This window comes from Bacillus sp. mrc49, assembly GCF_002803435.1.
On the sequence record NZ_PHNG01000687.1, the window covers coordinates 16,754 to 43,385 of the forward strand.

Annotated in this window: 25 protein-coding genes; 12 read left to right on the forward strand and 13 right to left on the reverse strand. The window is 42.3% G+C overall.

Going from position 1 to position 26,632, the window contains the following annotated elements:
* Positions 1 to 214: 214 nt before the first annotated feature.
* Both CVN76_RS10970 and CVN76_RS10975 read right to left on the reverse strand, forming a co-directional pair.
* The gene (locus tag CVN76_RS10970; protein ID WP_100531265.1) at positions 215 to 538 is read right to left on the reverse strand and encodes a DUF3889 domain-containing protein; all 324 of its coding nucleotides are present in this window, start codon (positions 536 to 538) and stop codon (positions 215 to 217) included.
* Between the two features lie 49 nt (positions 539 to 587).
* Positions 588 to 1,556, reverse strand: a complete 969-nt coding sequence (locus tag CVN76_RS10975; RefSeq protein ID WP_100531266.1) for a M14 family zinc carboxypeptidase — start codon at positions 1,554 to 1,556, stop codon at positions 588 to 590.
* A 137-nt stretch (positions 1,557 to 1,693) separates the two neighbouring features.
* Here CVN76_RS10975 and CVN76_RS10980 point away from each other — a divergent pair, with 137 nt between their 5' ends.
* Positions 1,694 to 1,936 (forward strand): YhdB family protein, encoded by a 243-nt coding sequence (locus CVN76_RS10980; protein ID WP_061143253.1) that lies wholly within the window; start codon positions 1,694 to 1,696, stop codon positions 1,934 to 1,936.
* A gap of 128 nt (positions 1,937 to 2,064) precedes the next feature.
* Here the strand turns inward: CVN76_RS10980 and CVN76_RS10985 are convergent, their stop codons facing one another.
* The 3 genes from CVN76_RS10985 to CVN76_RS10995 all read right to left on the reverse strand — a co-directional run bounded on the left by CVN76_RS10985 (position 2,065) and on the right by CVN76_RS10995 (position 6,474).
* Positions 2,065 to 2,592 (reverse strand): NADPH-dependent FMN reductase, encoded by a 528-nt coding sequence (locus tag CVN76_RS10985; RefSeq protein WP_100531267.1) that lies wholly within the window; start codon positions 2,590 to 2,592, stop codon positions 2,065 to 2,067.
* Between the two features lie 452 nt (positions 2,593 to 3,044).
* Positions 3,045 to 4,775: a phospho-sugar mutase gene (locus CVN76_RS10990; RefSeq protein ID WP_100531268.1), complete on the reverse strand. Its 1,731-nt coding sequence runs from the start codon at positions 4,773 to 4,775 to the stop codon at positions 3,045 to 3,047.
* A gap of 151 nt (positions 4,776 to 4,926) precedes the next feature.
* Complete coding sequence (locus CVN76_RS10995) at positions 4,927 to 6,474, reverse strand: bifunctional GNAT family N-acetyltransferase/carbon-nitrogen hydrolase family protein (RefSeq protein ID WP_061143256.1); 1,548 nt, start codon at positions 6,472 to 6,474, stop codon at positions 4,927 to 4,929.
* Between the two features lie 572 nt (positions 6,475 to 7,046).
* On the opposite strand from CVN76_RS10995, the gene CVN76_RS11000 reads away from it, so the two are divergent.
* Complete coding sequence (locus CVN76_RS11000; RefSeq protein ID WP_100531269.1) at positions 7,047 to 7,517, forward strand: thioredoxin family protein; 471 nt, start codon at positions 7,047 to 7,049, stop codon at positions 7,515 to 7,517.
* 65 nt (positions 7,518 to 7,582) lie between these two features.
* On the opposite strand, the gene CVN76_RS11005 is transcribed toward CVN76_RS11000, so the two are convergent.
* Positions 7,583 to 8,002 (reverse strand): DUF5365 family protein, encoded by a 420-nt coding sequence (locus tag CVN76_RS11005; protein ID WP_100531270.1) that lies wholly within the window; start codon positions 8,000 to 8,002, stop codon positions 7,583 to 7,585.
* Positions 8,003 to 8,234: 232 nt separating this feature from the next.
* On the opposite strand from CVN76_RS11005, the gene CVN76_RS11010 reads away from it, so the two are divergent.
* The gene (locus CVN76_RS11010; RefSeq protein WP_232732179.1) at positions 8,235 to 9,149 is read left to right on the forward strand and encodes an RluA family pseudouridine synthase; all 915 of its coding nucleotides are present in this window, start codon (positions 8,235 to 8,237) and stop codon (positions 9,147 to 9,149) included.
* Between the two features lie 137 nt (positions 9,150 to 9,286).
* Here CVN76_RS11010 and CVN76_RS11015 read toward each other — a convergent pair whose 3' ends face one another.
* Both CVN76_RS11015 and CVN76_RS11020 read right to left on the reverse strand, forming a co-directional pair.
* Complete coding sequence (locus tag CVN76_RS11015; RefSeq protein WP_180319977.1) at positions 9,287 to 9,541, reverse strand: GlsB/YeaQ/YmgE family stress response membrane protein; 255 nt, start codon at positions 9,539 to 9,541, stop codon at positions 9,287 to 9,289.
* A 682-nt stretch (positions 9,542 to 10,223) separates the two neighbouring features.
* Positions 10,224 to 11,054, reverse strand: coding sequence for an aldo/keto reductase (locus tag CVN76_RS11020; RefSeq protein ID WP_100531271.1), 831 nt, complete (start codon positions 11,052 to 11,054; stop codon positions 10,224 to 10,226).
* 366 nt (positions 11,055 to 11,420) lie between these two features.
* Between CVN76_RS11020 and CVN76_RS11025 the strand changes: the two genes are divergently transcribed.
* The 7 genes from CVN76_RS11025 to CVN76_RS11055 all read left to right on the forward strand — a co-directional run bounded on the left by CVN76_RS11025 (position 11,421) and on the right by CVN76_RS11055 (position 18,531).
* Complete coding sequence (locus CVN76_RS11025; RefSeq protein ID WP_061143260.1) at positions 11,421 to 12,419, forward strand: inorganic phosphate transporter; 999 nt, start codon at positions 11,421 to 11,423, stop codon at positions 12,417 to 12,419.
* A gap of 235 nt (positions 12,420 to 12,654) precedes the next feature.
* Entirely contained in the window at positions 12,655 to 13,275 is a 621-nt protein-coding gene (locus tag CVN76_RS11030) for a DUF47 domain-containing protein (protein ID WP_061143261.1), read from the forward strand.
* Between the two features lie 16 nt (positions 13,276 to 13,291).
* The gene (locus CVN76_RS11035; RefSeq protein WP_100531272.1) at positions 13,292 to 14,290 is read left to right on the forward strand and encodes an inorganic phosphate transporter; all 999 of its coding nucleotides are present in this window, start codon (positions 13,292 to 13,294) and stop codon (positions 14,288 to 14,290) included.
* A gap of 148 nt (positions 14,291 to 14,438) precedes the next feature.
* Positions 14,439 to 15,695: a PucR family transcriptional regulator gene (locus CVN76_RS11040; protein ID WP_100531273.1), complete on the forward strand. Its 1,257-nt coding sequence runs from the start codon at positions 14,439 to 14,441 to the stop codon at positions 15,693 to 15,695.
* 50 nt (positions 15,696 to 15,745) lie between these two features.
* Positions 15,746 to 16,567 carry an EcsC family protein gene (locus tag CVN76_RS11045; RefSeq protein ID WP_100531274.1) on the forward strand — a complete coding sequence of 274 codons (822 nt, stop codon included), beginning with the start codon at positions 15,746 to 15,748 and terminating at the stop codon, positions 16,565 to 16,567.
* A 197-nt stretch (positions 16,568 to 16,764) separates the two neighbouring features.
* Positions 16,765 to 17,898 carry an alanine dehydrogenase gene (gene ald, locus CVN76_RS11050; RefSeq protein WP_061143265.1) on the forward strand — a complete coding sequence of 378 codons (1,134 nt, stop codon included), beginning with the start codon at positions 16,765 to 16,767 and terminating at the stop codon, positions 17,896 to 17,898.
* A 171-nt stretch (positions 17,899 to 18,069) separates the two neighbouring features.
* Positions 18,070 to 18,531: a hypothetical protein gene (locus CVN76_RS11055; protein ID WP_157805642.1), complete on the forward strand. Its 462-nt coding sequence runs from the start codon at positions 18,070 to 18,072 to the stop codon at positions 18,529 to 18,531.
* 338 nt (positions 18,532 to 18,869) lie between these two features.
* On the opposite strand, the gene CVN76_RS11060 is transcribed toward CVN76_RS11055, so the two are convergent.
* Together CVN76_RS11060 and proC are read right to left on the reverse strand one after the other, a co-directional pair.
* Positions 18,870 to 20,237: an FAD-binding oxidoreductase gene (locus tag CVN76_RS11060; protein ID WP_100531276.1), complete on the reverse strand. Its 1,368-nt coding sequence runs from the start codon at positions 20,235 to 20,237 to the stop codon at positions 18,870 to 18,872.
* 83 nt (positions 20,238 to 20,320) lie between these two features.
* Positions 20,321 to 21,127, reverse strand: a complete 807-nt coding sequence (proC, locus tag CVN76_RS11065) for a pyrroline-5-carboxylate reductase (RefSeq protein WP_100531277.1) — start codon at positions 21,125 to 21,127, stop codon at positions 20,321 to 20,323.
* 242 nt (positions 21,128 to 21,369) lie between these two features.
* On the opposite strand from proC, the gene CVN76_RS11070 reads away from it, so the two are divergent.
* On the forward strand, positions 21,370 to 22,935 hold the full coding sequence (locus CVN76_RS11070; RefSeq protein WP_100531278.1) for an MDR family MFS transporter: 1,566 nt from the start codon (positions 21,370 to 21,372) through the stop codon (positions 22,933 to 22,935).
* Between the two features lie 115 nt (positions 22,936 to 23,050).
* Entirely contained in the window at positions 23,051 to 23,662 is a 612-nt protein-coding gene (locus CVN76_RS11075; RefSeq protein ID WP_100531279.1) for a DNA-3-methyladenine glycosylase, read from the forward strand.
* Between the two features lie 81 nt (positions 23,663 to 23,743).
* Here CVN76_RS11075 and CVN76_RS11080 read toward each other — a convergent pair whose 3' ends face one another.
* From CVN76_RS11080 to CVN76_RS11090, 3 genes are all read right to left on the reverse strand, one after another.
* A complete protein-coding gene (locus tag CVN76_RS11080; RefSeq protein ID WP_100531280.1) occupies positions 23,744 to 24,904 on the reverse strand; it encodes an MGDG synthase family glycosyltransferase in 1,161 nt (386 codons plus the stop codon).
* Positions 24,905 to 25,129: 225 nt separating this feature from the next.
* Positions 25,130 to 25,729: a DedA family protein gene (locus CVN76_RS11085; protein WP_100531281.1), complete on the reverse strand. Its 600-nt coding sequence runs from the start codon at positions 25,727 to 25,729 to the stop codon at positions 25,130 to 25,132.
* Between the two features lie 14 nt (positions 25,730 to 25,743).
* Complete coding sequence (locus CVN76_RS11090) at positions 25,744 to 26,442, reverse strand: polysaccharide deacetylase family protein (RefSeq protein ID WP_100531282.1); 699 nt, start codon at positions 26,440 to 26,442, stop codon at positions 25,744 to 25,746.
* Between the last annotated feature and the right edge of the window lie 190 nt (positions 26,443 to 26,632).

The following is a 26,632-nucleotide window of genomic DNA, read 5'->3' on the forward strand; positions in this document are numbered from 1 at the left end:
TACCCCTAAAATCAAGCTATATTGTTTCAATCCATACTAACTATACTGGTATGCAGCTCATAAAAGCAATCAAAAGTTCATGGAAGCGGAATATGGACGGTCATATCACCTAAAGTTTGATCATTGACCCCATTCCTAAAAGAAGCGAAAAAAACATCTTCTGCAGACGAAGATGTTCGGCAAGGGGTTTGCCCCTTTTGTTCGTAATCTGAACTCACTTTCCTTTTTGCTCCGTGACCTTTAAACTAAGCAATTTTTTATTTCGCAAATCGTGTTGCACGGTCACGATGACATTGAACTCCATTCCATTAGATCCGACCAAAAATTTGAAATCGTCTTCGACAAAATTCTTCGCTACTGTTTTTCTGCCTTTATATTCATAATCAGTAACCTCATTTTCGGGATAATCCGCCTGGACAACGGCAATCGCTATTTTACCGAATTTTTCATAATCGGGCTTTTCGGCAGCTTCTGCTGAAATCGCCCCTGTGTGGAAAAGCAAAAAAACTCCGATAAATATCATGATGACTTTCTTCAATATTTTCCCTCCTCGTAACTTACTCTTCCGTATTATTATGTAATATTGTTCAATTGTTATGCAGCTGGCTCGCTTCTTTTACAAGCATGATACCAATGGAACGATTCCTTTCCCATTCCTCGGGAAATACAGTTACCGGTGGATTGGTTTCATCCACTAAATAACTAAGCTCGATTGTCATACCGGGACGATTGAATTTTGTGATGAACCAATCGGTAAAACCGCTGCCTACCGCTTCTTTTTCGGGAAAGGTCAGTTCATACCCAGTCAATTCCGCCGTTTTTTTGGCAATCCCATAATCCCTAGCCATATTTTCGCGTTTATTGTGAAAATGCCAAAAGATTTCCCTTCCTGACGTATGGTAGGACACCGCGATAAGAGGGTCAATTTCCTCAGTGAATTTCACAAGCGCCTTAACTTCGGCTGCCTGAAGGGGCTGTTCCCCTTTAAAAAATTGGTAAGTTGGTTTCGTTTCATGGCTTATGACTTCTTTCCATCCAGCCGGATACTGCCTATTCAAGTCGACTCCTTTGGCATTTGCCTTCCATCGTGACCAATTTGTACTATACCTGTTCATCTTCCAGACGGATATTTTTTCAAGAACGTTCAAGCTTGATAAATCGCCTTGTTGAATGCTGACGCCATCCGGATTCAGCATCGGGATAAACCATATGCTGACTTGATTCAATAATTCCGAAGGGTACCCTTCGACGGGCTTTCCTGCACGATAGGCGGCTGCATAGTCTTCAAGCATTGCAATTAGGATTTTTGAGCTTAGCCACTCGCGGCCATGATGCGATCCAACAAGCAAAATTGGTTTTTTTCCATTTCCTAACTTGACTGCCTTGATATTTTTCCCTTTTTCCGTTTGGCCGATTATTTGTACGTCCAATTTATATTGGTCCTGGATTGCTTTCAGGTCCGACTCCATACGTTCAGGGGAATATACAGCTTCTGCGAGAACCGTTTTCGGAAGAAACAGAAGGGACAATATTCCAATCAGCATTATTTTTCTCATGGATAACTACTCACCTTTGTTTTTATTCAGGTAAAAAGCAACAACAGCGGTCCAAATACATCGCCACTTATTGTTAGGAGAAGTTAATCGGGAACTGAACAAAATACAAATAGCTCCTTAATAAGGGGGAGAACTACATGAGGATCGCGGATTATGATCAGGCATTGTTTCACACACATCGTTCTGATTGGGACAGCTTGTTAATATTGATGGTTCGAACGAAAGACCATATCCTTTCGAAAAAAATCGAACATTTTTTACACGCCTACAGATTTGAGCATGATTATCAAATCGTTCAATCTCAGCTTTATGCATTGCTCCGTTACTTGGATCATGCAGCAGAAAAAACAAATGCTTATTTAAGTGAACTTCCAGGCTAAATCACCTATAGTTTTTGCAAAACGGGAAAATATATACAAGAAGATGGATTTTTAGGGATAAACTTTGGCTGGTAAACCCCATAAAAACAAGGAAGGGTCAGGTATACATATACCTGACCCTCATCTCATTATTTTTTTATTGTCGCATAGGCAGTTGCATACATTTTAAGTTCAGCGAGTAAGCCTTCTACCAGTACGGCTGACTCTTCAAACAAGCCATCTTTTTCATAATCGAAGCAATGTGGATCAAGAACCAATTGTTTCGGGATTACATTGGCATAAAGGCTGCGCCCAACAGTTCTCACGGAATTCAAGGCGTTAATCCCGCCTTTTCCCCCACCGGAAACCGCTAGTAATGCCACTGGTTTATGTGCGAATTGCTCACTGCTTAGAAAATCCAAAGCGTTCTTCAAAGCACCACTCATGGAACCATGATATTCAGGAGTGGTAAGGATCACTCCATCAGCTTCCTCGATGCTTTTACGAAGATCTTGAATCACTTCCAATTGATATTGCTCACCTTCACCAGAATACAAAGGGATCTCACTATTGCTTAAGTCAATAAGTTCCGCTCCGTATTTCTTGGATATGTAGCGTGATGCAATTCCTGTACGTCCTTGTTTACGTGGTGAACCATTAATGATTACTAACTTCATGTTTATACCCTCCATTTGTAAGGCTCTCTCTTATTAGATGATAATCGATTGACTCCCATCACTCGCCAATCCAGTATACCAAAAATAGGAGCTGAATTACCTTGAAATTAAATGTCAGCTTCTAAATATTTTTCGTCATCTTCTCGCCTTTACTGTCAAAGAAAACGAATTCTCACCTTCAGTCTTACGCTAAGCAGTTTTTATGGCAGGCGCAAGCGGCCGAGGCGGCTCCCCGGCCTCCTCTGGATAAGGGAGTTGCCTGCTGTCGAATGCAACGTTCTATGTACAAACCCTCCAACTCTGTGGACAATAGGAATTAAACATTCATGATCGCTCAGAGTGAAAATGAACGGATAAATTACATAACCACAAAAAAACTATAGACAAAACTCCATAGTTCTTGAGTTTGTCTACAGTCTGTATGGATAACTGAATGATTACATTGTGTTTTCTTAAACTAATGCTTCTATCTGGCTCATGAAATTCGTCATCACTGCCGATAACTTGGTTTCAGCTTCCGGCATTGACTTACCTTGAACGCCAAAATAAAATTTAATTTTCGGTTCCGTGCCAGAAGGGCGAAGGCATACCCATGTGCCATCTTCGAGAAAATACTTCAATACGTTGGATTTAGGAAGCTCGATCGCTTCTTCGGCATTTGAAGGCAATGTTAACTTCTTACTGCTCTGATAATCTTCCACTGTGATTACTCGGCTGCCGGCAATTTGTGCAGGAGGGTTTTGGCGGAATTGATTCAATATTCCAGAAATTTGTTTCGAACCCTCGATTCCCTTCAGCGTCAATGAGCGCAGCCCCTCAAGGTAAAAGCCATATTTTTCGAACACGTTCAATAACCCTTCATAAAGAGTGAGCCCTTGTTTTTTATAATGAGCACAAACCTCTACAGCGAGTATGGACGCTTGAATGGCATCTTTATCACGGGCAAAGTCTTTAATCAGATAACCGTACGACTCTTCATATCCGAATAAAAAGCTGTGTTCCCCGCTTTCATTATATTGCTGGATTTTCTCGGCGATGAACTTAAAACCTGTAAGAACGTCAACTGTATGCAGGCCGTAGGATTTTGCAATCGCCCTGCCTATTTCCGAGGTGACGATCGTTTTCAAGATGACTCCGTTTGCTGGAATCTCCCCTTTTTCTTTTTTCTGGGCAAGTAAATAATCAAGGAAAAGGGCCCCAGTTTGATTTCCCGTAAGGACAACATATTGGCCGGATTCGTTTTTCACGGCAATTCCCAATCGGTCGGCATCCGGGTCCGTTGCAATCAATATGTCCGCCTCTACTTTGTTTCCGAGCTCGATCGCCATTTCAAATGCAGCTGGTTCCTCGGGGTTTGGGGACTTGACTGTCGAAAAATCGGGATCGGGCAGCTCCTGCTCCTTAACGATATGTAAATTTTGATAGCCTAAGCTTTGCAGAGCCCTCCTGACTGATTTATTTGCCGTTCCATGAAGCGGCGTAAAAACGATAGACACATCGATTTCCTCTGCCAGCTCAGCATTCTCGGGAACTGTCAGCAACTCCCTATTGTAGGCCGCATCCAATTCCTCACCTACGATTTCAATAAGGCCCTTCTCTTTTAGGAATTCAACTTCTTCTACGTGAATATCAAGCTCACTTTCAATCCCATTCACATAGCCGATCACTTGATCCGCAGCTTCTGGCGTCAGTTGTGCCCCATCTTGACCATAAACCTTGTATCCATTATATTCAGGCGGATTGTGGCTTGCCGTGATGACGATTCCAGCAAATGCATTCAACTCGCGAACAGCAAAGGATAATTCGGGAGTCGGGCGCAGCTCATCGAATAAATAAGCCTTCACTCCAAATGTCCCTAATGTTTTAGCTGCTTCAAGCGCAAATTCAGGGGACTTGTGCCTTGAATCATAAGCGATCACAGCCCCTCTTCCTTTTGCATCATCCCCAAACGACGTGATGAATTGAGCTAATCCAGCCGTAGCCTTCCTAACCGTATAAAGGTTCATCCTGTTTGTTCCAGCTCCGATTTCCCCGCGCATGCCGCCTGTCCCAAACTCTAAGTTTTTATAAAAGGCATCTTCCAGCTTCGCTTCATCCCGCTGCATTTCCTCAAGGAGGACACGTAATTCCCCATTTAAGTTCTGGTACCCTGCCCATTTGGTGTATAACGTCTTCCAGTCCATCTCCAACATCTCCTCCAAACGCTTTTTTTATGTGTTATGTATCTGGCTTACATATACAAAATTATCACATTTTTTCCAATAAATGAAGTAAAGGCTCGAAATGAGAGGAAACACACGAAGCGTAACTTCTCATCACGAGCTCTTTAACCGTTTATTTTTCACCTTTTTGATAGTGTAGCTTGTATATGTCATGGCGGCGATCTTTCAATTGCCTTACCGTACCCGACTGTCTTTCTCGTCGTAGTATTTCCAGATCAACATCGCCGATCAGGACCATCTCCAAGTTCGGGCTCGTTTCCCCGACTATGCCATCACGGGCAAATTCGAAGTCCGATGGAGCAAAAATACCCGATTGGGCATATTGGATATCCATATTTTCCGTTTGCGGCAAATTGCCGACCGTTCCGGAAATGACGGTATAAATTTGATTTTCGACGGCACGGGCCTGGGCACAATAGCGAACGCGCAAATAACCTTGCCTGTCTTCCGTACAAAATGGCGTGAAGATAATTTTGGCTCCCATGTCGGTTGCGATTCGGGCAAGCTCCGGAAACTCAATATCATAACAAATTTGTATCGCAATTTTCCCGCAATCCGTATCGAAGACACGAACCCGGTCACCGGCGTTGATCCCCCACCATTTTTTTTCATTCGGTGTGATATGAATCTTATATTGCTTTTCGATCGTCCCGTCACGACGGAATAAATAAGCTATATTATAAATGTTATCATCGTCCTCTTTCACGAAATGAGAACCTCCGATGATATTGATATTATACCTTACAGCTAGAGTGGTGAACAATTCAATATACTGCTCCGTGAAATCGGATAGCTTCCTTACAGCCAAGCTTGGCGATCTTTCATTCAAGAATGACATGAGCTGGGTGGTGAACAATTCCGGGAATACCGCGAAATCGGCATTGGCATCCGAAGCTACGTCAGTGAAATACTCGACTTGATTGGCGAAGTCATCAAAGGAATCGATTTTGCGCAGCATATACTGCACCACACATATCCTTACAGGTTCGGATGTTTTATAATAACGTTTGGATTTCGGCTGGTAATCGACATTATTCCACTCCATGAGCGTGGCGTACTTATTCGATTGCAGGTCATCCGGTAGGTAATTCGGATTGATCCTCATGAGCGTGAATCCATTTAACAGCTGGAATGAAAGTACTGGGTCATATATTTTATGCAACTGTACTTCTTTCACATATTCCCTTGGTAAAAGCTCATCAGCATGTTTATGGTAATTAGGTATCCTGCCGCCGATGATGATGCTTTTCAAGTTCAGCTGCGCAACGAGTTCTTTTCTTGAATCATACAGCCTTTGGCCGATTTTCATCCTGCGGAAATTTGGATGGACCATGACCTCGATTCCATATAAATTATACCCGTCCGGATTATGATTCGTGATATATCCATTATCCGTTACATCGTCCCATGTATGGCGATCATCATATTCGTCAAAATTAATAATGAGGCTCGAGCATGACCCAATCACTTTTCCATCATATTCAGCAACGAATTGCCCTTCGGGGAAAATTTCCAGATGACTCTCTAGCTGTTCCCGCTTCCAAGGAACCATTCCTGGAAAGCAACTCGATTGCAAAACGATTATTTCATCTATGTCTTCTAGTTTCATGTTACGTATTTCCATTATTTTTTCATATTTATGCAAGTCCAAATTAGGCATTTTCCTCAAACTCCTTTAATCTCTTCCATAAGAATTATACCCCTTATCCAAAAATTAAAACAACTGTACCTATCCATGTATCTCGAATTCACCTGGCTAATCTCCCCCGAAAAAGAATATATATTTTACAGACCCCATCCATACATACTATACTTTTCTTGAGGGCAAAAAGAGATGGGGAAGAGGCACCAGGCACGAGCCAAACCGCAGAAAAAAAAACGGGTAAATCTTAGCCTGAGCTGCATCCATCTGTGCGATGTTTCAAAGCTTCCATTTTTTAAAAAAAGTGCAACGATCTGTATGCTCTTTATTGGTCCCGCGAATCATCATAGTATCCTTTTTTAGGAATTGCAATCATTAGAAAAAATCATTGGATCATGTTATTCGAATCGATGCGTGGATTTGCACGTATCATTAATTTCTGACCATACCTCTGCATGCTGAAGGAGCACCTGCAGAGGAAAATACATGAACGTGTCCGGTTTCATTACCGACCCGTTCCTAGCCTTGACTGCATTCGTCACCATATGCAGTTACATCGTCTGGACAAGATCCAAGGAGGTTGCAGCTTAATGAAGAAAATGGCTATTATTTTAGTGATAATCGTTGCTTTATTTGTCCTGATGGGCGTTTTGACAACTATGAAAAAAGAAGAAAAATCAAAAGGAAATCCCTACGGCAAGGATAAACTTGACCCTGCCACTGTCGATCAGCTGGATGATCCCAATTATCAAAACTTGATACTGCCCCAGGAATTGGAGCAAGACCTCCAAGACAATAAAGACGTGACTGTTTATTACTACAGCCCTAAAAACGGTTATAGTGAAAAGACCACTCCGATCGTAGCGCCGTTGGCGGAAAAACTGGGAATCGATCTTGTTCAATATAATCTTTTGGAATTTGAGCAAGGATGGAGCGATTATGGCATCAAGGATACCCCGACCATCGTCCATTATAAAAATGGACAGGAACAAGAACGGATCGTTGGATTTAAAGAAGAGGAAACCTTCAAGAAGTGGTTCGAAGACAACGACATTAATTAATGAAGAAATGAGCCGGCCCTGACGGAAAATGCTTCTCCCGTTATAGCCTGCTCATTTTTTTGGGCTTATACTAAATATTGATTCGCCACTTGGGCATCCATCATTTGCAAATCATTACTCGCTTCTTGGTTCATATTTGAAAAATGGTCATAATAAAAAGGGAAAAAGATTCCGTATTCATTTAATAACGTTATGTTATGTTGGAACAATTCCGCCGAATCGGGATTCATCCATTCTTCTGCCTGCTGTTTGCCCAATATGGATAGGAGTACATGCAGGCAGGTCATTACTTGAAAAGCATCCCTTAAGGTGCCCAGATAGGTAAACCTACTGCTGCTGCGATTGCGCTCTAAAACGCCTATCTTCCGAAAATGAAGAATTTCACTTTTGGTAAAGTATTTTGGAAATACAGTTTCGTAGAATCTCGAAACGAGACTCGCTATTTCTTGTTCTTGTTCTTCTGTTGAAGAAAAGACCGTCTTCAATAAAAAAACCACCTTTTTTCAGATCCGTTAGACCTATCTAATATATGTATATTCTAGGACGAGCGATTTCTTTCTCAATAGAATAACATAAAAATTGTAAAAAATATGTGGTAATTTCCACCACCACAATCTTGACAATAGGTCCTTTGTTACTTTTTTTATATCTTACCTGTAATTATTATATTCATTTTTCATTTAATCTCAACCAAATAAGCCGAAAGTAGGAATTGCCATGGAAGATTTTAATACAAAAAATCAAAGTATGTTCATAAAAGTCCTGGAAAATTGGAATGGACTATCGCTGGAAAAACTCTTTAAGGAACGATGGAAGGCCCCAAAGAAGCTGGTTCATGAATGGAGAATGAGTAAAGAAGTGATGCTGAACGGCAGGACTGCGATATGGTCCACCATCCTACAGCAAGGAGATCTGCTCAGCATCCCATTAATGGATGCCGCTGAAAATGAAACCGTTCAAGCGACTAACTTAGACATTCCGATTTTATATGAGGATGAATGGTTGCTGGTAGCCAATAAACCGGCTGGCATCGATACACACCCGTCTCAGCCTGGTGAAAGCCATTCCCTCATCAATGGAGTCGCCTACTATCTTCAACAAACCGGGCAGACCTGTATGATCAAGCATATACATAGGCTTGATAAAGATACGACAGGAGCAGTCCTTTTTGCCAAAAACCGCCTGATCGGGTCAATGCTTGATAGAATGTTGGAAGAAAGGGAAATCAAACGGACGTATGTAGCTTTAGTCGAGGGAACTCTTCATAAGAAGGAAGGAAAAATCAATGAGAAAATTGGCAGGGACCGCCATCATGCAACGAGACGCAGAGTGTCACCGACCGGCCAGACTGCCATCACCCATTACCGGGTTCTCAATCACGATTCCAAAAGTAACTTGTCACTTGTCAGCTGCACATTGGAAAGCGGGCGAACGCACCAAATCAGGGTTCATTTCAGCCATTTGAATCATCCGTTGGCAGGCGATACATTGTATGGAGGCAAAAGAACCTTTCACCGCCAAGCGCTGCATGCACGAAAAATCGAATTCACCCACCCGATTTCCGAAGAAAAAATGACAATAGAAGCGCCATTCTTGGATAAACCTGAAATATTTGATGGAAGGAACCTTTAATGGAAAAAAAAACGTTCCACCACAGAACGATGTTCAGCCCATTCATCTAAGCAGGCGAGCAATACCCTTTGCAAAGACTTTTCATCATAAATGGACAAAAAAATAGCTGGCCGCTTGGGCCAGCTTTATTTTTTATATTATGAAGCTTTTCTCATGCCTTTTAAGATAAGGCTTAAGATGAAGACAAATACGATTGCACCAATCAATGCTGGAATGATAGCGAAGTCTGCTACTGAAGGTCCCCAAGTTCCAAGAATTAATGAACCTAACCAAGCACCGACAAAACCTGCAATGATGTTACCGATAATTCCAAATGGTACGTCACGTCCAACGATCATACCTGCTAACCAACCAATGATACCTCCGATAATTAATGACCATAAAAATCCCATAATATATTTCCTCCTTCAAATTAGTTGTTTTTTCCAGCAGACTCAAGAAATCTCTTTACGTTAAGTCCTGCCCATCCAGTTCTTTACCTTTACACTCAAATGGTATGATGCCAATTTTGCACACTCTTTAATGAATGTGACTGTTTTAAATTAGTGGGTAAAGTTAGCTAGCTATAGCCCTGCGGAACTGATTGGCGCTCCTCGATGTTAGTGTGTTTTCTTTTTGTTTGCCGCTGTACTCATTATTTTCCCCGTTTCTATAATCTAAAACCTAATTTCTTTAAAATATATTTGGCAATAAAAACAAGGTTATTAGAAGGAATGAACGGGTATATATTACGCTTAATTCTGTCACATAATTAGTATAAGCAGGAACTGCCTCAAATATGTCCCTACATAAAAGAAAGAGGATGCCCTACCTTTGGGTACATCCCTCCCTTTCCGGCATAGAAGTTTTGGGAGCCTTCCCTCGCCTGGCTCCTGGATAAGTGCCTGCAGTGATACGAACGTTCAAAGTCCAAGATTCAAATACTGTGGGCATTTGGAATTCCGGAGTTCCAAATCGAATGTAATGAACTGCTAAAACCTAAAAAAACTGCAGACAAACTCCATTATTCTCGAGTTTGTCTGCAGTCAGGTAAGGAAACCCACTTAGTGGGACAGCCTCTGATTTCCGCCGTATTTAAAACAAAACCTCATCCGGATTGCTTCCGAACCGTTCATTTTTGTTCAAGGAATCAACTTGATTCATTTCGTTAAGGCTCAAAGAAAAGTCAAACACCTGGGCATTCTCCTCGATACGGGCCGGTGTGATCGATTTCGGTATAACGACGATATCATGTTGTAGATGCCATCTAATCAGCACTTGCGCTGGGCTTTTCCCATGCTTTTTCGCAATATGGTTAATCGTCGGTTCTTCCAATAGATTCCCCCTGCCTAGCGGGCTCCATGCTTCCACCTTGATTTCATTCTTTTCACAGTAATTACGGATTTCACTCTGAGTCAAAAGGGGATGCAATTCGATTTGATTGACGACTGGTTTCACTTCACAATTCGCCAGTAAATTTTCCAAATGGTGAACATGGAAATTACTCACACCGATCGATCTCACTTTTCCATCCTTATAAAGCTTTTCCAAAGCCTTCCATGTATCCAAGTACTTGTCTTTGCCCGGCCAATGGATCAAATATAAATCCAAGTATTCCAAACCAAGGCGTTTCAAGCTATCATCAAATGCCTGAAGCGTAGTGTCGTATCCTTGCTCCGTATTCCACACTTTAGATGTAATGAACAGCTCTTCACGGGGAACTCCGCACTCAGAGATTGCCTGTCCAACCCCTTCTTCATTTTCATAAATGGCTGCTGTATCAATCGCACGATAACCCACTTCAATTGCTTTCTTGACGGAAGCAACCGTTTCATTGCCATTCTTCACCTTGAAAACACCAAAACCCAGTTGCGGCATCTTAACCCCATTATGTAAAGTGATCGTTTCCCCAATGTTTGAAATCATCTACATTCCCCCATACTTTTATTTACCAATTATACAACTCCCTTTCTCCTATTTCTAACCATAAGCCTCGTATTTTCGTTTCCGTTAAAATGAAAATCCACCAGATAAAAGGAAAAATCACACATTTATTCCTTCACTAAATTAAATATTTTGTAAAAAAATGACCAAACATCTATCCTTATAGATAAGAAATTCGTTACAATTGAATAGTTGTTTAAAAACAAGTTAAAGAAGGTGCGCTTTTTAAAGAATAATCAAACGTAAAACCCCCATTCTAAATAATGAGGAGTTGCAGAACAAACCTTTCAGCGTTTACAATCCAAATTCAATTTTTACATATTTGAATATTAAGGGAGTCTTCCATGTATGAGTAGCATTTTCATCTTAACCGCGTTAATTATCGTTTTTGCTTTGGTCTTTGACTTTATCAATGGATTTCATGATACGGCGAACGCCATCGCTACAGCTGTGTCAACCAAGGCGCTTAAGCCGCGCCACGCCATCATCATGGCTGCAGCCATGAATTTATTAGGGGCACTGACCTTTACAGGTGTGGCACATACGATTACGAAGGATATTGTGGATCCATTCACATTGAACAACGGTTCTTATGTCATTTTGGCTGCGCTTCTTTCAGCAATAACTTGGAACTTGGTGACCTGGTATTTTGGCATTCCAAGCAGCTCTTCTCATGCGATAATCGGTTCAATAGCCGGGGCGGCCATTGTCGCCAGTGGGTTCGATGCGATTAAATGGAGCGGATTCACCAAGATTGTCCAAGCCTTGATTCTTTCACCCATCCTTGCTTTTACACTTGGATTCATTGTATACAGCATCTTCAAGGTGATTTTCAAGAACAACAATTTAGGAAAGACCAACAAGCGATTCAGAAGAATACAAATTCTCACGGCGGCCGTTCAATCCTATACACACGGAACGAATGATGCACAAAAATCCATGGGTATCATCACCATGGCTTTAATTGCTAACGGGTATTCCACTAATTCCGAAGTCCCTTTCTGGGTCCAATTATCCTGTGCAATAGCCATGGCGCTTGGAACATCAATCGGAGGCTGGAAAATCATTAAAACCGTCGGTGGGAAAATCATGAAAATTCGACCGGTTAACGGAGTCGCAGCCGATATGACAGGAGCGGCGATCATTTTCGGTGCTACCTTCCTGCACATGCCTGTCAGCACGACACATGTCATTTCTTCATCCATCCTTGGGGTCGGTTCTGCACACAGAATAAAGGGGGTAAAATGGGGAACGGCTAAAAGCATGTTAATCACATGGTTCATAACATTGCCCATCTCCGCTTCATTAGCCGGTATGATTTATTATATTATTGCCCTGTTTTTATAACATCGTCAGCCTTTCCTTCCGGAGAGGCTTTTTTACATCGGTTTCCGCTTAATAAGTGTAATTGGTTCCCATTTTTTACTTATCCTTGTTTTCTCATGTAAAGTTTTATTAAGATTTTGTAAATTTTCGTCGAAAAACCTTCCCTGAATGTATATGAATTCGTTACAATCAACTTGTTAATACTAAGCGTACGACTAAGGTGCGTAAATTGCATGAATAATTGGGAGGCTTCAACATGGCTTTTAAATCAAAAAAAGACAAATTCGCAGTAATGCTTTTCAACATCGCTCAAAACCTTAAAGAAGGTGCTGACTATTTCGCGGATTATAAGCTGAAAAACATCTCCGATCTAAAAGTATTTTCAGATAAGATGAAAGATTATGAGCATAAAGGCGATTCAATGGTCCATAACGTGATCAAAGAGTTGAACAACGCTTTCATCACTCCTATCGAACGGGAGGATATCCTTGAATTAACCATGAGAATGGATGATGTCATTGATGGTTTGGAGCACTGTTCCGCATTATTCGAAATGTACTCGATCGTCAATGCAGACGAGTATATGCTGAAGTTTGTTGATGCAATCAAGGAATGTACGTATGAAATCGAAACAGCTGTAGATACTCTCTCGACAAAAAAATTACCAATGATTCGTGAGAATGCAATTAAAATAAAAGATCTTGAATCTGTTTGTGACGGAATTCAACGTCAATCGATCAAAAACCTGTTTACAGTTGAAAAAGATCCAATCAGAATCATCCAATATAAAGAAATTTACGAAAGCCTGGAAGAAATCGCCGATCACTGTCAAGCGGTGGCCAATACACTTGAAACAATCATAATGAAAAACGCCTAAGGAGTACCCCAAATAAATGGATACTTTATTAATTCTGACAATATTAATCGTTTTCTTTGCTTTAGCATTTGACTTCATCAATGGATTTCATGATACAGCCAACGCTATAGCGACTGCCGTTTCAACAAAGGCCATGAAGCCCCGCCATGCCATCATCATGGCCGCCATCATGAACTTCGTCGGAGCCATGACATTTACTGGCGTGGCGAAGACCATTACAAAGGATATCGTGGACCCATTCACGCTTCCTAATGGTTCTTATGTGATCCTGGCCGCTTTGCTGGCCGCGATTTTTTGGAACCTACTCACTTGGTACTACGGAATACCAAGCAGTTCCTCCCACGCACTGATCGGCTCGATTGCAGGGGCAGCCATTGCTGCAGCTGGTTTTGCCGGCATAAGATGGGAAGGATTCCTAAAAATTCTTCAAGCATTGATTTTCTCCCCGCTAATTGCTTTTGCAATCGGGTTTATCGTATACAGCATCTTTAAAGTTGTCTTCAAAAACAATAATCTGACGAAAACAAACCAAAAATTCCGTACTATACAGATTGCCACTGCAGCACTTCAATCGTATACTCACGGGACGAATGATGCCCAAAAAGCGATGGGTATCATCACGATGGCCCTTATTGCGAATGGTTATGCTTCAAGTTCAGATATCCCCTTCTGGGTCCAATTCTCCTGTGCGCTAGCAATGGGGCTTGGAACTTCCGTAGGTGGATGGAAAATCATCAAAACCGTCGGCGGCAAGATCATGAAGATCCGCCCAGTAAATGGTGTAGCGGCGGATTTAACCGGTGCCTTCATCATTTTCGGCGCGACCGTAATACACATGCCCGTCAGTACTACCCACGTTATTTCCTCTTCCATTCTTGGAGTAGGATCGGCTCATCGGGTTAAAGGCGTAAAATGGGGAACGGCAAAAAGAATGATCATCACTTGGTTCATCACCATTCCCATTTCTGCAACATTGGCAGGTTTGATTTATTTACTAATCAATTTCCTATTTTAAAAAAACAGAAAATCCCTTCCGGTTTCCATCGGTAGGGATTTTCTGTTTTATGTACCAACCCCCGCATGCATTTAATCCATGCGTATTCAATAAAAATCGTATAAAATTCAAGGAGAAGGAATTTTTTTAGCGAGGGGCAAAAATAAATATGAAGGAATTCGAAAAAAATAGAGATATTTTTAAAGACCTTTATGGAGATATGATGGAGTTTGCCGATAGAATCAGTTCGGTTTTAGGTTGCCCTATTACAATCGAGGACGGTAACCACCGTTTACTTGCATATAGCACACATGATGATACTACCGATCAGGCACGCATAATGACCATCATCGGAAGACGGGTCCCTGAAAAGGTCATCAATAGTTTATGGAAAGATGGCATCATCCCTGCTTTACTGAAAAAGGATGCCCCCATCAAAATCGGGGCCATCAATGATGTTGGCCTCGGTAATAGGGCTGCGGTTTCCATTCGAAAAAATAATGAAGTCCTTGGTTTCATCTGGGCCTTGGAGGTCAATGCGCCGTTCTCCGATGAAGATATGGACTTTCTCCAATTTGCAGCCAAGGAGGCAAAAAATCAGTTACAGCAATTGCAGCTGAAAAAGAAACGGAAAGAAGCGGGTCATCAGGAATTCCTATGGCGCCTGTTGACAGGACACTATCAAGAAGAAGCAGAAATAATTGAAAACTTCACGAAATTTTCGCTTCATGTTCCTGTTGTTTTTTCGATCATGGTATTCGAATTTCCTGAAGAGATCAATCGTGAAGTGGAACGATACATTTCATACATGCTAACGACTACTCAAAAGATAAACAGTTCCCTCTTTGCCATTGACCAAAACAAGCTCATTCTTTTCGCAGGCGCCACAGAGGAAAACAGTCCTTTTTTCACTACATCCATATATGATTTCATTCCATTTTTCATCTTGGAAATGAAACAGCGCTTCGGTGTAGAGCATATCCTTGGTACGGCTGGCAATACGTATAAAAACTTTCTGGATGTTAAATCAAGCTACGAGGAGTCACAATACACGTTAAGGATGAAGAATATTTTCCCTGATGATATGAAGCTCATCGTACACTATGAAGAGCTTGGCATGTTCCAAATGATTGAAGCGCTTGCAGGCAATAAACAGCGTCATGCCCATCCAGCCATTTTAAAATTAAAAGCATATGATATGAAGAACCAAACCGAATTGCTGCAAACACTCACCGTTTATTTGGAAAAGGACTGTAACCCAAACGAAGCATCGAGAAAGCTTCATATTCATGTGAATACATTGAATTACCGTTTAAAGCGAATATCGGAAGTGGGGGCCATCCGTCTAAAAGACCCGATTCAAAAAATGTCCCTTTTTCTAAATATTAAACTGGATCAATATGATGATTATTTCAAGAAAAATTGATGAAATAGTGCCTGCTAAGGAGATACTAGAAGCATGGAAAGGTTGGTCTTATGAAACTGGAAACAAAAGAAGAGCTTGAGAAAGAATTACGAACCATCGAAAAATGGGAGAAGGATCAAAAGGGACTATGGTTTTGGGAACGAATCGGACGACTCCCCTTCAAGCTTTTGGATAAGTTGACCCCAGACTTCATTCAGGATAAATTGGGGATCATGCTCGATGAAATCGGCAGCTACATTCAGACCGGCGGAAAGTATTTAACGAAAGAGACCCACATCCTGGCTAAGCTTCAAGCCCAAAGTCCCGAAACGAATATTAATGGTCTGGATGATGTTTCAAGCTTGCCGCTCCATGTCATGGATGGCGTGAGCCAGGATATTAAAAATTCCGGCAGCAAATTGGCCACGGTTCAAGGAGCCACCACCGGTATAGGCGGAATCTTCACCTTGGCCATTGATATTCCCCTTCTTCTCGGCATGTCGATCAAGATTCTTCAGGATATCGCCATCACGTATGGCTTCAATCCCCGTGACCGTCAAGAACGGATTTTCATCGTCAAATGCCTGCAATTCACAACATCGGATGTTGTTGGAAAAAAGGCCATATTAGAGGAATTGTCAAAAATGAACTTGCCTGACTCTGAATCAAAGAGAAAAATCGCCTCCGAGCTGCAAGGATGGCGCGAAGTCGTATATACATATCGTGATCAGTTTGGCTGGAAGAAGCTTTTGCAAATCGTTCCGATTGCCGGGATGATCTTTGGCGCCATGACCAATCGCTCCATGATTGCCGATATGGCTGATACAGGTATCATGCTGTATAGGAAAAGACGGATTTTAGAGCGCATTCAAGAATCGACAGTTAAAAGTTAAGCCCCTTTGTCATATTATGTCACATTATTGATATGAATGAAGGGCTCACAACGAGCCAGTCCATGTTTATTGAATCTGCGTTTGTGGAATTTCACAAATACACCTTTTTCATTTTTCTGATTTCCACATACTAACTGTTTCTTTTTCCAACTATACTTGTGATACAAATAGTAAAACATATTATTGGAGGGATTAAGATGAGAATAGGAATTCCGAAAGAGATTAAAAACAATGAAAACCGTGTAGCTATCACTCCAGCAGGCGTTGTAGCATTAGTGAATGCGGGACATGAAGTATTAATCGAAATGAACGCTGGTCTAGGAAGCAGTTTTACAAATGAATCATACCAAGAAGCTGGTGCAGTAATAGTCGAGGACGCCGCTAGCGTTTGGTCAAGTACAGACATGATCATGAAAGTAAAAGAACCTATCTCATCTGAGTATAAATATTTCCGTAAAGATTTAATTCTCTTCACATATCTACATCTTGCAGCTGAACCGGCCCTTGCACAGGCCCTAAAAGAAAGCGGTGTCTTGGCCATTGCTTATGAGACGGTTGCAGTAAACCGCACACTTCCGTTATTGACGCCAATGAGTGAAGTGGCAGGCCGTATGGCTGCGCAAATCGGTGCTCAATTCCTTGAAAAGAATAATGGCGGCAAAGGAATCCTATTAAGCGGTGTTCCTGGAGTGAAACGCGGTAAAGTCGCAGTTGTAGGCGGAGGAATGGTTGGGACCAACGCAGCTAAGATTGCAATTGGTTTAGGCGCAGATGTAACCATTCTTGACTTAAGCCCCGACCGTCTTCGACAATTGGATGATATTTTCGGAAATGAGCTGACTACGCTTATCTCAAATCCTTATAACATCGCTGAAGCAGTCAAGGATGCTGATTTGGTGATTGGCGCTGTACTGATTCCGGGTGCCAAAGCTCCAAAGCTCGTAACGGAAGAAATGGTTAAGTCGATGTCTCCAGGTTCAGTGATCGTCGATGTTGCAATCGACCAAGGCGGAATCTTTGAAACGGTTGACCACATAACAACACATGATAACCCTACTTATGTAAAACATGGAGTTGTCCATTACGCAGTGGCGAACATGCCAGGAGCAGTGCCTCAAACATCCACTGTCGCTTTAACGAACGTAACGGTTCCATTCGCCCTTCAAATCGCAAACAAAGGAGCTCTTAAAGCGATCCTTGAAAATGATGCCCTTGCTAAAGGAGTCAATGTGGCGAACGGTGAAATCACGTTCGAAGCAGTTGCAAACGACTTAGGCTACAACTATGTGAGTGTTGAAAATGCTTTAAACCCAAATAACATTAACGCTTAATATAAAAAAGAATCCTCCAGACACAAAACCGTGTCTGGAGTTTTTTTCGGAAATCTCAGGATTTTTTTGCTGTGGGCCGGTTTATCCCTGATGCTGGGCGAAATATTAACTCGTTCGGACGGATTATTACGTTGCGGGGCGGTTTTCCTGCCCGGACGGGTGATTTTTCCGATGTTGGTCGAATTATGGGCTCGGACGGGCGGATTTTTTCCGATGTTGGTCGAATTACTGGCTCGGACGGGCGGATTATTCACATTGCGGGGCGGATTTATTGGCTCGGACGGGCGATTTTTTCCGATGTTGGTCGAATTATTGGCTCGGACGGGTGATTTTTCCGATTTTGGTCGAATTATGGGCTCGGACGGGCGGATTATTCACGGTGTAGGGCGAATTATGGGCTCGGACGGGCGATTTTTCCGATGTTGGTCGAATTATGGGCTCGGACGGGCGGATTATTCACGATGTTGGTCGGATTATGGGCTCGGACGGGCGATTTTTTCCGATGTTTGGCGGATTATGGGCTCGGACGGGCGGATTTTTCACGATATAGGTCGAATTATGGGCTCGGACGGGCGATTTTTTCCGATGTTGGTCGAATTATGGGCTCGGACGGGCGGATTTTTCACGGTGTAGGTCGGATTATGGCCTCGGACGGGCGGATTTTTCACGGTGTAGGGCGAATTATGGGCTCGGACGGGCGATTTTTTCGATGTAGGTCGAATTATGGGCTCGAACGGGCGATTTTTTCCGATGTTGGTCGAATTATGGGCTCGGACGGGCGGATTTTTCCGATGTGGAGCGGATTTTCTGCTCGGACGGATTTTTTTTACAGGCGTTTTTCCGTTTTTAGACGCTTATGTGGTTCAATTACATGTAATTGGAGTTGACTTGCCGTTCTATATTACATGGTTATAGGAACGGCAAGTCTGCCCTTTCACCAATTACTGCTCATCTAGCACCCTGAAACTCTTCTAATCTGCGAAAATTTTACCTGGATTCATAATTCCTTTCGGGTCTAGTGCATATTTGATCGTTTTCATCACTTGGTAAGCTGCTCCGTGCTCCCTTGACTGATACTTCGATTTCCCAATCCCGACACCGTGTTCACCGGTACAAGTGCCACCTTTCGATAGGGCATATTCGACAATTTCTTCATTTAATCGTTTCGCCTCTCTCACTTCCTCATCGTTCTGTAGATCGATCATGAACAAAACATGGTAATTGCCATCACCTACATGTCCTACGATCGCTCCCTCCACTTTGGAAAGTTCGACCTTCTTCCTCGTTTCCAAGATGGCATTCGATAATTCATGCAGCGGTACACTTACATCGGTCACCATCAGTTTCTTGCCCGGTGCACTATGAATGAAGGCATACGCCAGATTGTGGCGTGCCTCCCACAAAGCATTCCGTGCTTTTGAATCCATTTCGAACTGGATATCGCCACATCCAAAATCACTTACTATTTCCTTAGCGAATTGGACATCTTGTTCCAAACCGGCAAAATTCCCGTGAAATTCCAGAAATAAGGTAGGTCTGACATCATAGGCTTTATCCATGAATTGATTAACTTTTTTTATCGATTCTGCATCAACCAATTCAATTCGTGCAATCGGGATTCCTGCAAGCATGATTCCATTGACCGCAGATACAGCCTGTTCGACGGTCGGGAACGTCGCTCTTCCTGCCATGGTGACTTCAGGGATTCCATATACCTTTAGTGTCAGCTCAGTAAAAACACCTAATGTACCTTCCGATCCTACAAACAGTCCATTCAAATGAATGCCTGATGAAGATTTTGTCGCTAAACTGCCCGTGTGGATCACTTCACCGTTTGCCAGTACGACTTCCAGGTCCCTGACTTGATCACGCATTATCCCATATTTGACCGAGGTCGTCCCACTTGCATTCGTGGCGGCCATTCCACCCAGCGTCGCATCGGCGCCGGGATCGACGGAGAAGAACAGTCCATACTTTTTCAACTCTTTATTGAGGTGTGTCCTTGTCACGCCCGGCTGCACCTTAACGAGAAAATCATTTTCCCTGATTTCCAAAACTTGATTCATCAAGGTCATATCAAGGGAAATCCCTCCTTTAACTGGAACGACATGCCCCTCCAAGCTTGATCCTAACCCGAACGGAATGACAGGAATATCGTGGTCATTCGCATACCTCATGACTGCACTTACTTCTGCCGTATCCTTTGGATAGATAACCGCATCAGGTAAATGCGGTGTATGGTACGATTCATCATGACTATGCTGTTCCAATAACGTTTCATTCACCGATACTTGCTCATCCGTCAATATATTCCTTAAGTCCTCTATGTACTGATTCATCCTGCACCCTCCTTTTTTTGACCAAACATTCTGAAAACGATAATCAAAAGGAGATTGCCCATTGGGGGGCAATCGTCACTCTCTTATTTGCCAATCCCTTTCGCTTTATCCGTACATGCCTTCATTGCTTGTAAAATGCCCGATCTAAGCTGTGCCTCTTCCAAAGCAGCCACTGCTGCTATCGTTGAACCGCCTGGAGTGCATACATCATCCTTTAAAGCGGCTGGATGCCTTTCCGTTTCAAGAACCATTTTAGCAGCCCCCATTACAGCTTGTGCTGCCATACGGTATGCTTGTTTTCGCGGAATGCCATCACGAACCCCGCCATCAGCAAGCGCTTCGATGAACATGTATACATATGCTGGAGACGATCCACTTATGGCAGGCACTGCATCCATCAAATTCTCATGAAGGATCTCCGTTTTTCCAAAGCTATTGAGCAGTGCCGTTACAGTTGCGATATCCTCATCCGTGATTTCATCGTTAATGCTTATGGCTGTCATGCCCTCACCCACAAGGGAGGGAGTGTTTGGCATCGTCCTTACGACCTTCACTTTCCTTCCGAAGCTGTTTTCTATTAAGGATATATTGATTCCTGCCGCCATCGTAATGATCACGGTGCTTCCTTTTACATGACCCTTCACCTGTTCAAGCACTTGCTTATGCATGGCAGGTTGAATCCCAAGAAAGAGAATATCGGCAAACGCGGCAACTTCTTCATTATCAATGGTGCCCTTAACCTTATGTTTCGAAGTGATCTTCGCCATGGATTCCATGCTTGCAGTACTTACCATGATTCGATCGGACGAAACGACCTCAGCAAGCAACACGCCCTCCAGCATGGCCTCCCCCATTTTACCGCAGCCAATAAAACCGATTTTTTCATTCATATCTTACACTTCCTATCCAGATCCATCTATATTCCTTCTTATTATATCGGATTTGTTATATGGAAACACGCCGGAATATTCAATAGGAAGGATTTAGCGATTTCCAACCGAATTACTAAGGGGACATGGAGAAAATCTTGATTTTTTTAGCGAAAAAAAACCATTGACTAATTGGTCATTTCACCTATATAATTTTGACCTATCAGTCACAAGGAATACAGTTTGAGGAATGGGGATATGGTATGCAAATGGAGAAAAAAGCAGTCAATACCAGGCTTGTCTTAACAGGGTTGATTATTGGAATGTTTTTCAGTTCATTGGAGCAGACGATAGTCGGGACGGCCATGCCGACGATTATCGGACAATTGAATGGTTTTACTATATTCGCTTGGGTAACGACTGCCTATTTAATAGCTTCAACGACTGTTGTTCCGATTGTTGGAAAGCTCTCTGATCTATATGGCAGGCGATCGCTCTACCTGCTTGGTACGATCATTTTCACGATTGGTTCATTTTTATGTGCCACTGCCACCTCCATGGAGCAATTGATCATTTACAGGGGGCTGCAAGGCATAGGAGGCGGAATGATCATGCCTTTATCCCAGACGATCATCGGCGATATCTTCTCGGCGGAACAAAGAGCTAAATGGCAAGGAGTATTCGGTGGCCTCTTCGGGTTAAGTTCTGTCATTGGACCTTTTCTTGGCGGAGTGATCGTAGACCATATCAGTTGGCATTGGATCTTCCTCATCAATGTGCCGACAGGGTTATTATCCGCCATTCTGATTTATGTCGGGTTGAAACATGAGTCGATCAATAAAACGGAGAAAGTGAATATTGATTATCTTGGCATCTTCACCTTGATACCTGGTATTGTCCTATTATTATTGGGCTTGACATTCGGTGGTGATAAGTTCGAATGGGCATCCCTTGAATCTCTCTTGATTTTCGGCTTTACCATCATCTTCATTGCTCTATTCATCATTTTTGAAAGAAAAGCAGTTGAACCGATCCTTGATTTAGCCCTTTTTAAAAATCGTGTTTTTGCGACCACCAATATTCTCGGATTCCTGCTTGGCCTCGGCATGTTCGGGGCGATCATGTTCGTTCCCCTGTTCATGCAAGGAGTGCTTGGCGTTTCACCTACAAAAGCGGGATCGACCATGACCCCCATGATGGTCGGTTTAATTCTTTCCAGTATCGTAGGCGGAAGGTTGTTATTAACATTCCGTTTTCGCACAGTGCTTACCTTTGGAATGGCCATTGCGACCTTAGGCTTTTTCCTAATGAGTACGATGGATGGCAGTACGACGATTTACACTGCCTATTCCTTCATGGCTGTTCTTGGAATCGGAATGGGGCTTGTCATGCCGACATTGATGATTGCCGTTCAAAATGAATTTCCTAAGTCACAGCTTGGATCGGTCACGGCGGCCTCTACCTTCTTCCGATCAATAGGCGGGACGATGGGCATCACGATTTTGAACGCAGTCATGAATCATAACCTACAGAAAAATATGGATGATGCTGCAGTTAGCGAAAAGAATCCGATATTGCACGAGGCACTGACTGCACTAGCGGATAAAACGGATAAGTTATTCAACATCATGCTTTATCCCGAGAATCTTAAAGTACCCGCAGAAGTTGGCAGCGTCCTGATAAAAACGATCGAAAACGCTTGGATAGATGCCTTTTCCAGTGTTTTCGTCACTGGTATCTGTTTCGTTGCAGCGGGCATATTAGTGGCACTTTCCGTGGGATCGGGCAGAATCAAAAAAGATCAAGAAACGGAAAAAGAATTAAGTTGACAAAAAGCAAGGCCGGCTGAGTGATTCAGCCGGCCTTGTTAATCCCTTCAAGTCGATGTTTTCTTCTTCTTTATTTAGGGAAATTTACCTGTAAGCAATAAAATGGAGTGATCATATGACCGAAATAACGGACCATTCAATCTTATCAAGCGATTTTTATGAACAACCCACGCTCGAGCTGGCAAAATCCCTCCTCGGGTGCCTGCTTGTAAAAGAAACACCGGCTGGTACCGCTTCTGGATTCATCGTGGAGACCGAAGCCTACATGGGTCCTCTTGACAGGGCTGCACATAGTTTTGGAAATAGAAGGACAAAACGGACGGAAGTGATGTTCGGTAAGTCCGGATTGATTTATACATATGTCATGCACACCCATACTCTGGTCAACGTCGTAAGCGGCGGTGCCGGGAATCCGGAAGCCATTTTAATCCGGGCGGTTGAACCTTATTCGGGCCTTGAGAACATGCAGGAAAGGCGCGGCATTGCCGACATGCGCAAATGGACGAATGGTCCTGGGAAGCTGACAAAAGCACTGGGCATCACCATGGAGGATTATGGCCGATCCTATACGGCTCCCCCTCTTTATCTTGCTGCCGGGAAGCAGCCTGAACACATTTCCTGCGGCCCCCGCATCGGGATCGATAACTCTGGGGAAGCCAAGGATTATCCGTGGCGTTTTTGGGTGACAGGAAGCCCCTATATATCCCGCACCATTAATAAAGGATGAGCCCTCTCCCCTCCAAGTGATATTGATGCACATGATCTTGGAGGGGATGAAGCTCGTCCCATCTGTAACGCAGTCCATGCCTTAAATGACTTTAGTCTGACTGCTCATATACGGAAGGTCGCTGGCTTCTTCGAGATTTATGATCAACTTCATCACTTCAACCATCCCCTCAGGCTTATCAAGTTCAATTTCCTTATGATAGGACTCGATCGAAGTGGTCCATTTCTCCATTAATTCCTGGTTCAACAACGTTTCCTTCATTTGTTGTTCAAATGGCCTTTTCTGATTAAGCTCGAATACAAGCTTTTGTTCATTTAAATACTTTAAATTAATTTCCTCCTGGCCTGGAAGCATGGAATGGACGAAAATCGGCAGCCTTTTTCGTAATGCTTCGCTTATGGTGACACCGCCCGGCTTCGTAACGATGGCATCAACCTCTTCATAAAGCTTATTCATTTCAACTCTTGATGAGATGTAGGATAAAGGCTTGATATGAGCCAAATTCCATGATTGGATCTCATCATACAGTTTGTTGTTATTGCCACAAAGCACGAAGTAGTCGAACTCGGTCGACTTCTTTAACTGGGCAGCTATATTCAAGATCCCGCCCAGACCGCTATTCCCCCCCGATATCAAAATTTTAGGGCGATCCGATGTTTTTGGTTCACTGGCGATTTTAGTGATGTCCTCATGGACGGGGATACCGGTGACCATCATCTTTTGCTTTGGTATTTCACACATGCTCATTAACTTTTCTTTTGCTTCTTGGCTAGGGAGAAAATGGGCATCTATCCCTTGTGTCCCCCACACATTATTAATGAAGTAGTCCGTGTATACATTAATGACCGGGATATTGCATTTCCCTTTTATCTTTAACTGGCTCAAAAGATAGGAAGGAAAACCATGTGTACATACGATTAAATCGGGTTTTTCCTCAGCTATCAATTGTTCCATCTTTCTTAAGAATATAGTTTGATACCATTTGAATGCCCATTCCTTCGATGTTGGAACATAAAAAAGGTTTTTATAGGCGAGGTTATAGGTTTCTGGTGCATACCTGATCCATTTTAGGTAACCAGTTGTCACCATTTTTTCTAAAGAATGATTTGTATAGCTTATCAAATCCACTTTTTTAAAATCGATACCGTTTGAATGCTTCTTCAACATATCCATTAATGCCTCAGCAACTTGATGATGTCCTGACTGCATTCGAAAGAGAGGTAAAAACAAAATCTTTTTCATACGTGTCATCTCCTAAGAAATCATACTTTGAATACCATATTTCATATAGACAAATACTAGCAGGCTCAGAACGGAGATCCTGCTACAATAAATCATCATCTTTGCTGTACACGTTCTTGTTGGTCGAGAATTCCAATGATAGTTCAAAGTATAATAAGTCTCCATTGATAAACTTATTTTCCAATAGGAAATCAGTGCTAACGCTTCATGGAAAAGAAGTGACTCTCAATTACTGGACTTTTGTTTCTTTCTTTTAATATATTTGAAAGTCCCATATAATACAAAAATAAATAAGAAAAAGACACCTAAATACGGAACATATTCAGGGTTTATATTGAATGCATTCCCCATATAATATCCAGCCACTATAAAGGGGACAGTCCAGAGGAAAGTGCCCAATAAGGAAAGAAAGAAAAATTTACGGAAAGGGATATTGGATATCCCAGCAAAATAAGGACTAATTTGCCGCATCCCAGGTATATAAAATCCAAACACGATCGTCTTTTGGATATTTTCCATATAATTTATTTTTGCCTTTTCCCAACGCTCCTTGGTAATCCCAACGTACTTGCCATATTTATTTATAAATGGGTACCCCACATATTTCCCACAAACGTAAGCTACGAGCATCCCTATAAAAGCACCCAGAAAAGCAGATAATACCGATAGCCCAAAGGCGAGTTTATCTTGGACGATCAACACTCCAATTAAAAAAAGGAGCGATTCTTCAGGAGCGGGAATTCCAACGATACCGAGGAACAAAAAAAGAAAAATGATCAGGTATCCATATATATTAATGAAATGTAAAATCGTATCGATATTCATGGTACCCCCAGAATTTATATGTCTCTTAACGTAACAAACTTCGTTCCCTTTTCTTTACTTTCGCGTAAATAAATTTCCAAGTTTTCAATCATATGCAGTGGTGCCTCCTTATCCGCACCCAATGTTTCACCACAGTCATGCAGTAGTAAAATTTCGCCTTCATTGGAAGTTGTCCGTAAACGATCAAGCAGGTTATTTCTGCAATTATGCACTTTCCAATCACCAAAGATGGCCGACCACATGATCACCCTATAGTTCTTGCTAAGAATAGGTGTGAAAATATTGAAGTGTCCCCATGGAGGCCTATAAAAAACGACCTTTTCCTTCGTACATTCTGTTATTGCCTTTTCTGTCATACCCAATTGCTTCTTTAATTGAAATGGTGAAAGGACCCAACTTGAAATATGGTCAAAATGATGGATTCCAATCACATGCCCATCCTCATGCATCCGTTTAATGATATCAGGATTCTTCTTCACCTTACTGCCAACCACAAAGAACGAAGCTTTTACTTCATGCTTATTTAAAAGATCAAGCAATCTTGTTGTATATTCGGGGTTGGGTCCATCATCAAAAGTTAGCGCTACCCCGCCATTTTTCCTTATATTTTTGGTTATTCCCAATCCGAATCCACGGATAAGCACCGTTGGGACTAACGTATATAGTAGAAATAGAGCCAATAAAATAGTAAAACCGACCATCCATATAACCATCACGTAATAAACCGATCCTCTCCATTTTCATATCCTTGCTTGAATTCACCTAATGAACTGCCACCTTTTCAATATAAAGGGATTGTAATGTAAATTCAATTAAACAATGAAACGATTTACATTTTCGTAAGGGCTCTGCCCACAGATCCATACTACTATCCTTTCCCCATCTTATTGTATTATTAACTTT

Coding starts and splice junctions, on each gene's coding strand:
- proC (WP_100531277.1), bottom strand. CDS start 21,127: ATGAATGAAAAAATCGGTTTTATTGGCTGCGGTAAAATGGGGGAGGCC.
- CVN76_RS11045 (WP_100531274.1), top strand. CDS start 15,746: ATGAAACTGGAAACAAAAGAAGAGCTTGAGAAAGAATTACGAACCATC.
- CVN76_RS10985 (WP_100531267.1), bottom strand. CDS start 2,592: ATGAAGTTAGTAATCATTAATGGTTCACCACGTAAACAAGGACGTACA.
- CVN76_RS11025 (WP_061143260.1), top strand. CDS start 11,421: ATGAGTAGCATTTTCATCTTAACCGCGTTAATTATCGTTTTTGCTTTG.
- CVN76_RS10980 (WP_061143253.1), top strand. CDS start 1,694: ATGAGGATCGCGGATTATGATCAGGCATTGTTTCACACACATCGTTCT.
- CVN76_RS11060 (WP_100531276.1), bottom strand. CDS start 20,237: ATGAATCAGTACATAGAGGACTTAAGGAATATATTGACGGATGAGCAA.
- CVN76_RS11000 (WP_100531269.1), top strand. CDS start 7,047: ATGAAGAAAATGGCTATTATTTTAGTGATAATCGTTGCTTTATTTGTC.
- CVN76_RS10990 (WP_100531268.1), bottom strand. CDS start 4,775: ATGGACTGGAAGACGTTATACACCAAATGGGCAGGGTACCAGAACTTA.
- CVN76_RS11080 (WP_100531280.1), bottom strand. CDS start 24,904: ATGAAAAAGATTTTGTTTTTACCTCTCTTTCGAATGCAGTCAGGACAT.
- ald (WP_061143265.1), top strand. CDS start 16,765: ATGAGAATAGGAATTCCGAAAGAGATTAAAAACAATGAAAACCGTGTA.
- CVN76_RS11010 (WP_232732179.1), top strand. CDS start 8,235: ATGGAAGATTTTAATACAAAAAATCAAAGTATGTTCATAAAAGTCCTG.
- CVN76_RS11070 (WP_100531278.1), top strand. CDS start 21,370: ATGCAAATGGAGAAAAAAGCAGTCAATACCAGGCTTGTCTTAACAGGG.
- CVN76_RS11055 (WP_157805642.1), top strand. CDS start 18,070: ATGTTGGTCGAATTATGGGCTCGGACGGGCGGATTTTTTCCGATGTTG.
- CVN76_RS11015 (WP_180319977.1), bottom strand. CDS start 9,541: ATGGGATTTTTATGGTCATTAATTATCGGAGGTATCATTGGTTGGTTA.
- CVN76_RS11075 (WP_100531279.1), top strand. CDS start 23,051: ATGACCGAAATAACGGACCATTCAATCTTATCAAGCGATTTTTATGAA.
- CVN76_RS11035 (WP_100531272.1), top strand. CDS start 13,292: ATGGATACTTTATTAATTCTGACAATATTAATCGTTTTCTTTGCTTTA.
- CVN76_RS11020 (WP_100531271.1), bottom strand. CDS start 11,054: ATGATTTCAAACATTGGGGAAACGATCACTTTACATAATGGGGTTAAG.
- CVN76_RS10995 (WP_061143256.1), bottom strand. CDS start 6,474: ATGCCTAATTTGGACTTGCATAAATATGAAAAAATAATGGAAATACGT.
- CVN76_RS11090 (WP_100531282.1), bottom strand. CDS start 26,442: ATGGTTATATGGATGGTCGGTTTTACTATTTTATTGGCTCTATTTCTA.
- CVN76_RS11040 (WP_100531273.1), top strand. CDS start 14,439: ATGAAGGAATTCGAAAAAAATAGAGATATTTTTAAAGACCTTTATGGA.
- CVN76_RS10975 (WP_100531266.1), bottom strand. CDS start 1,556: ATGAGAAAAATAATGCTGATTGGAATATTGTCCCTTCTGTTTCTTCCG.
- CVN76_RS11030 (WP_061143261.1), top strand. CDS start 12,655: ATGGCTTTTAAATCAAAAAAAGACAAATTCGCAGTAATGCTTTTCAAC.
- CVN76_RS11085 (WP_100531281.1), bottom strand. CDS start 25,729: ATGAATATCGATACGATTTTACATTTCATTAATATATATGGATACCTG.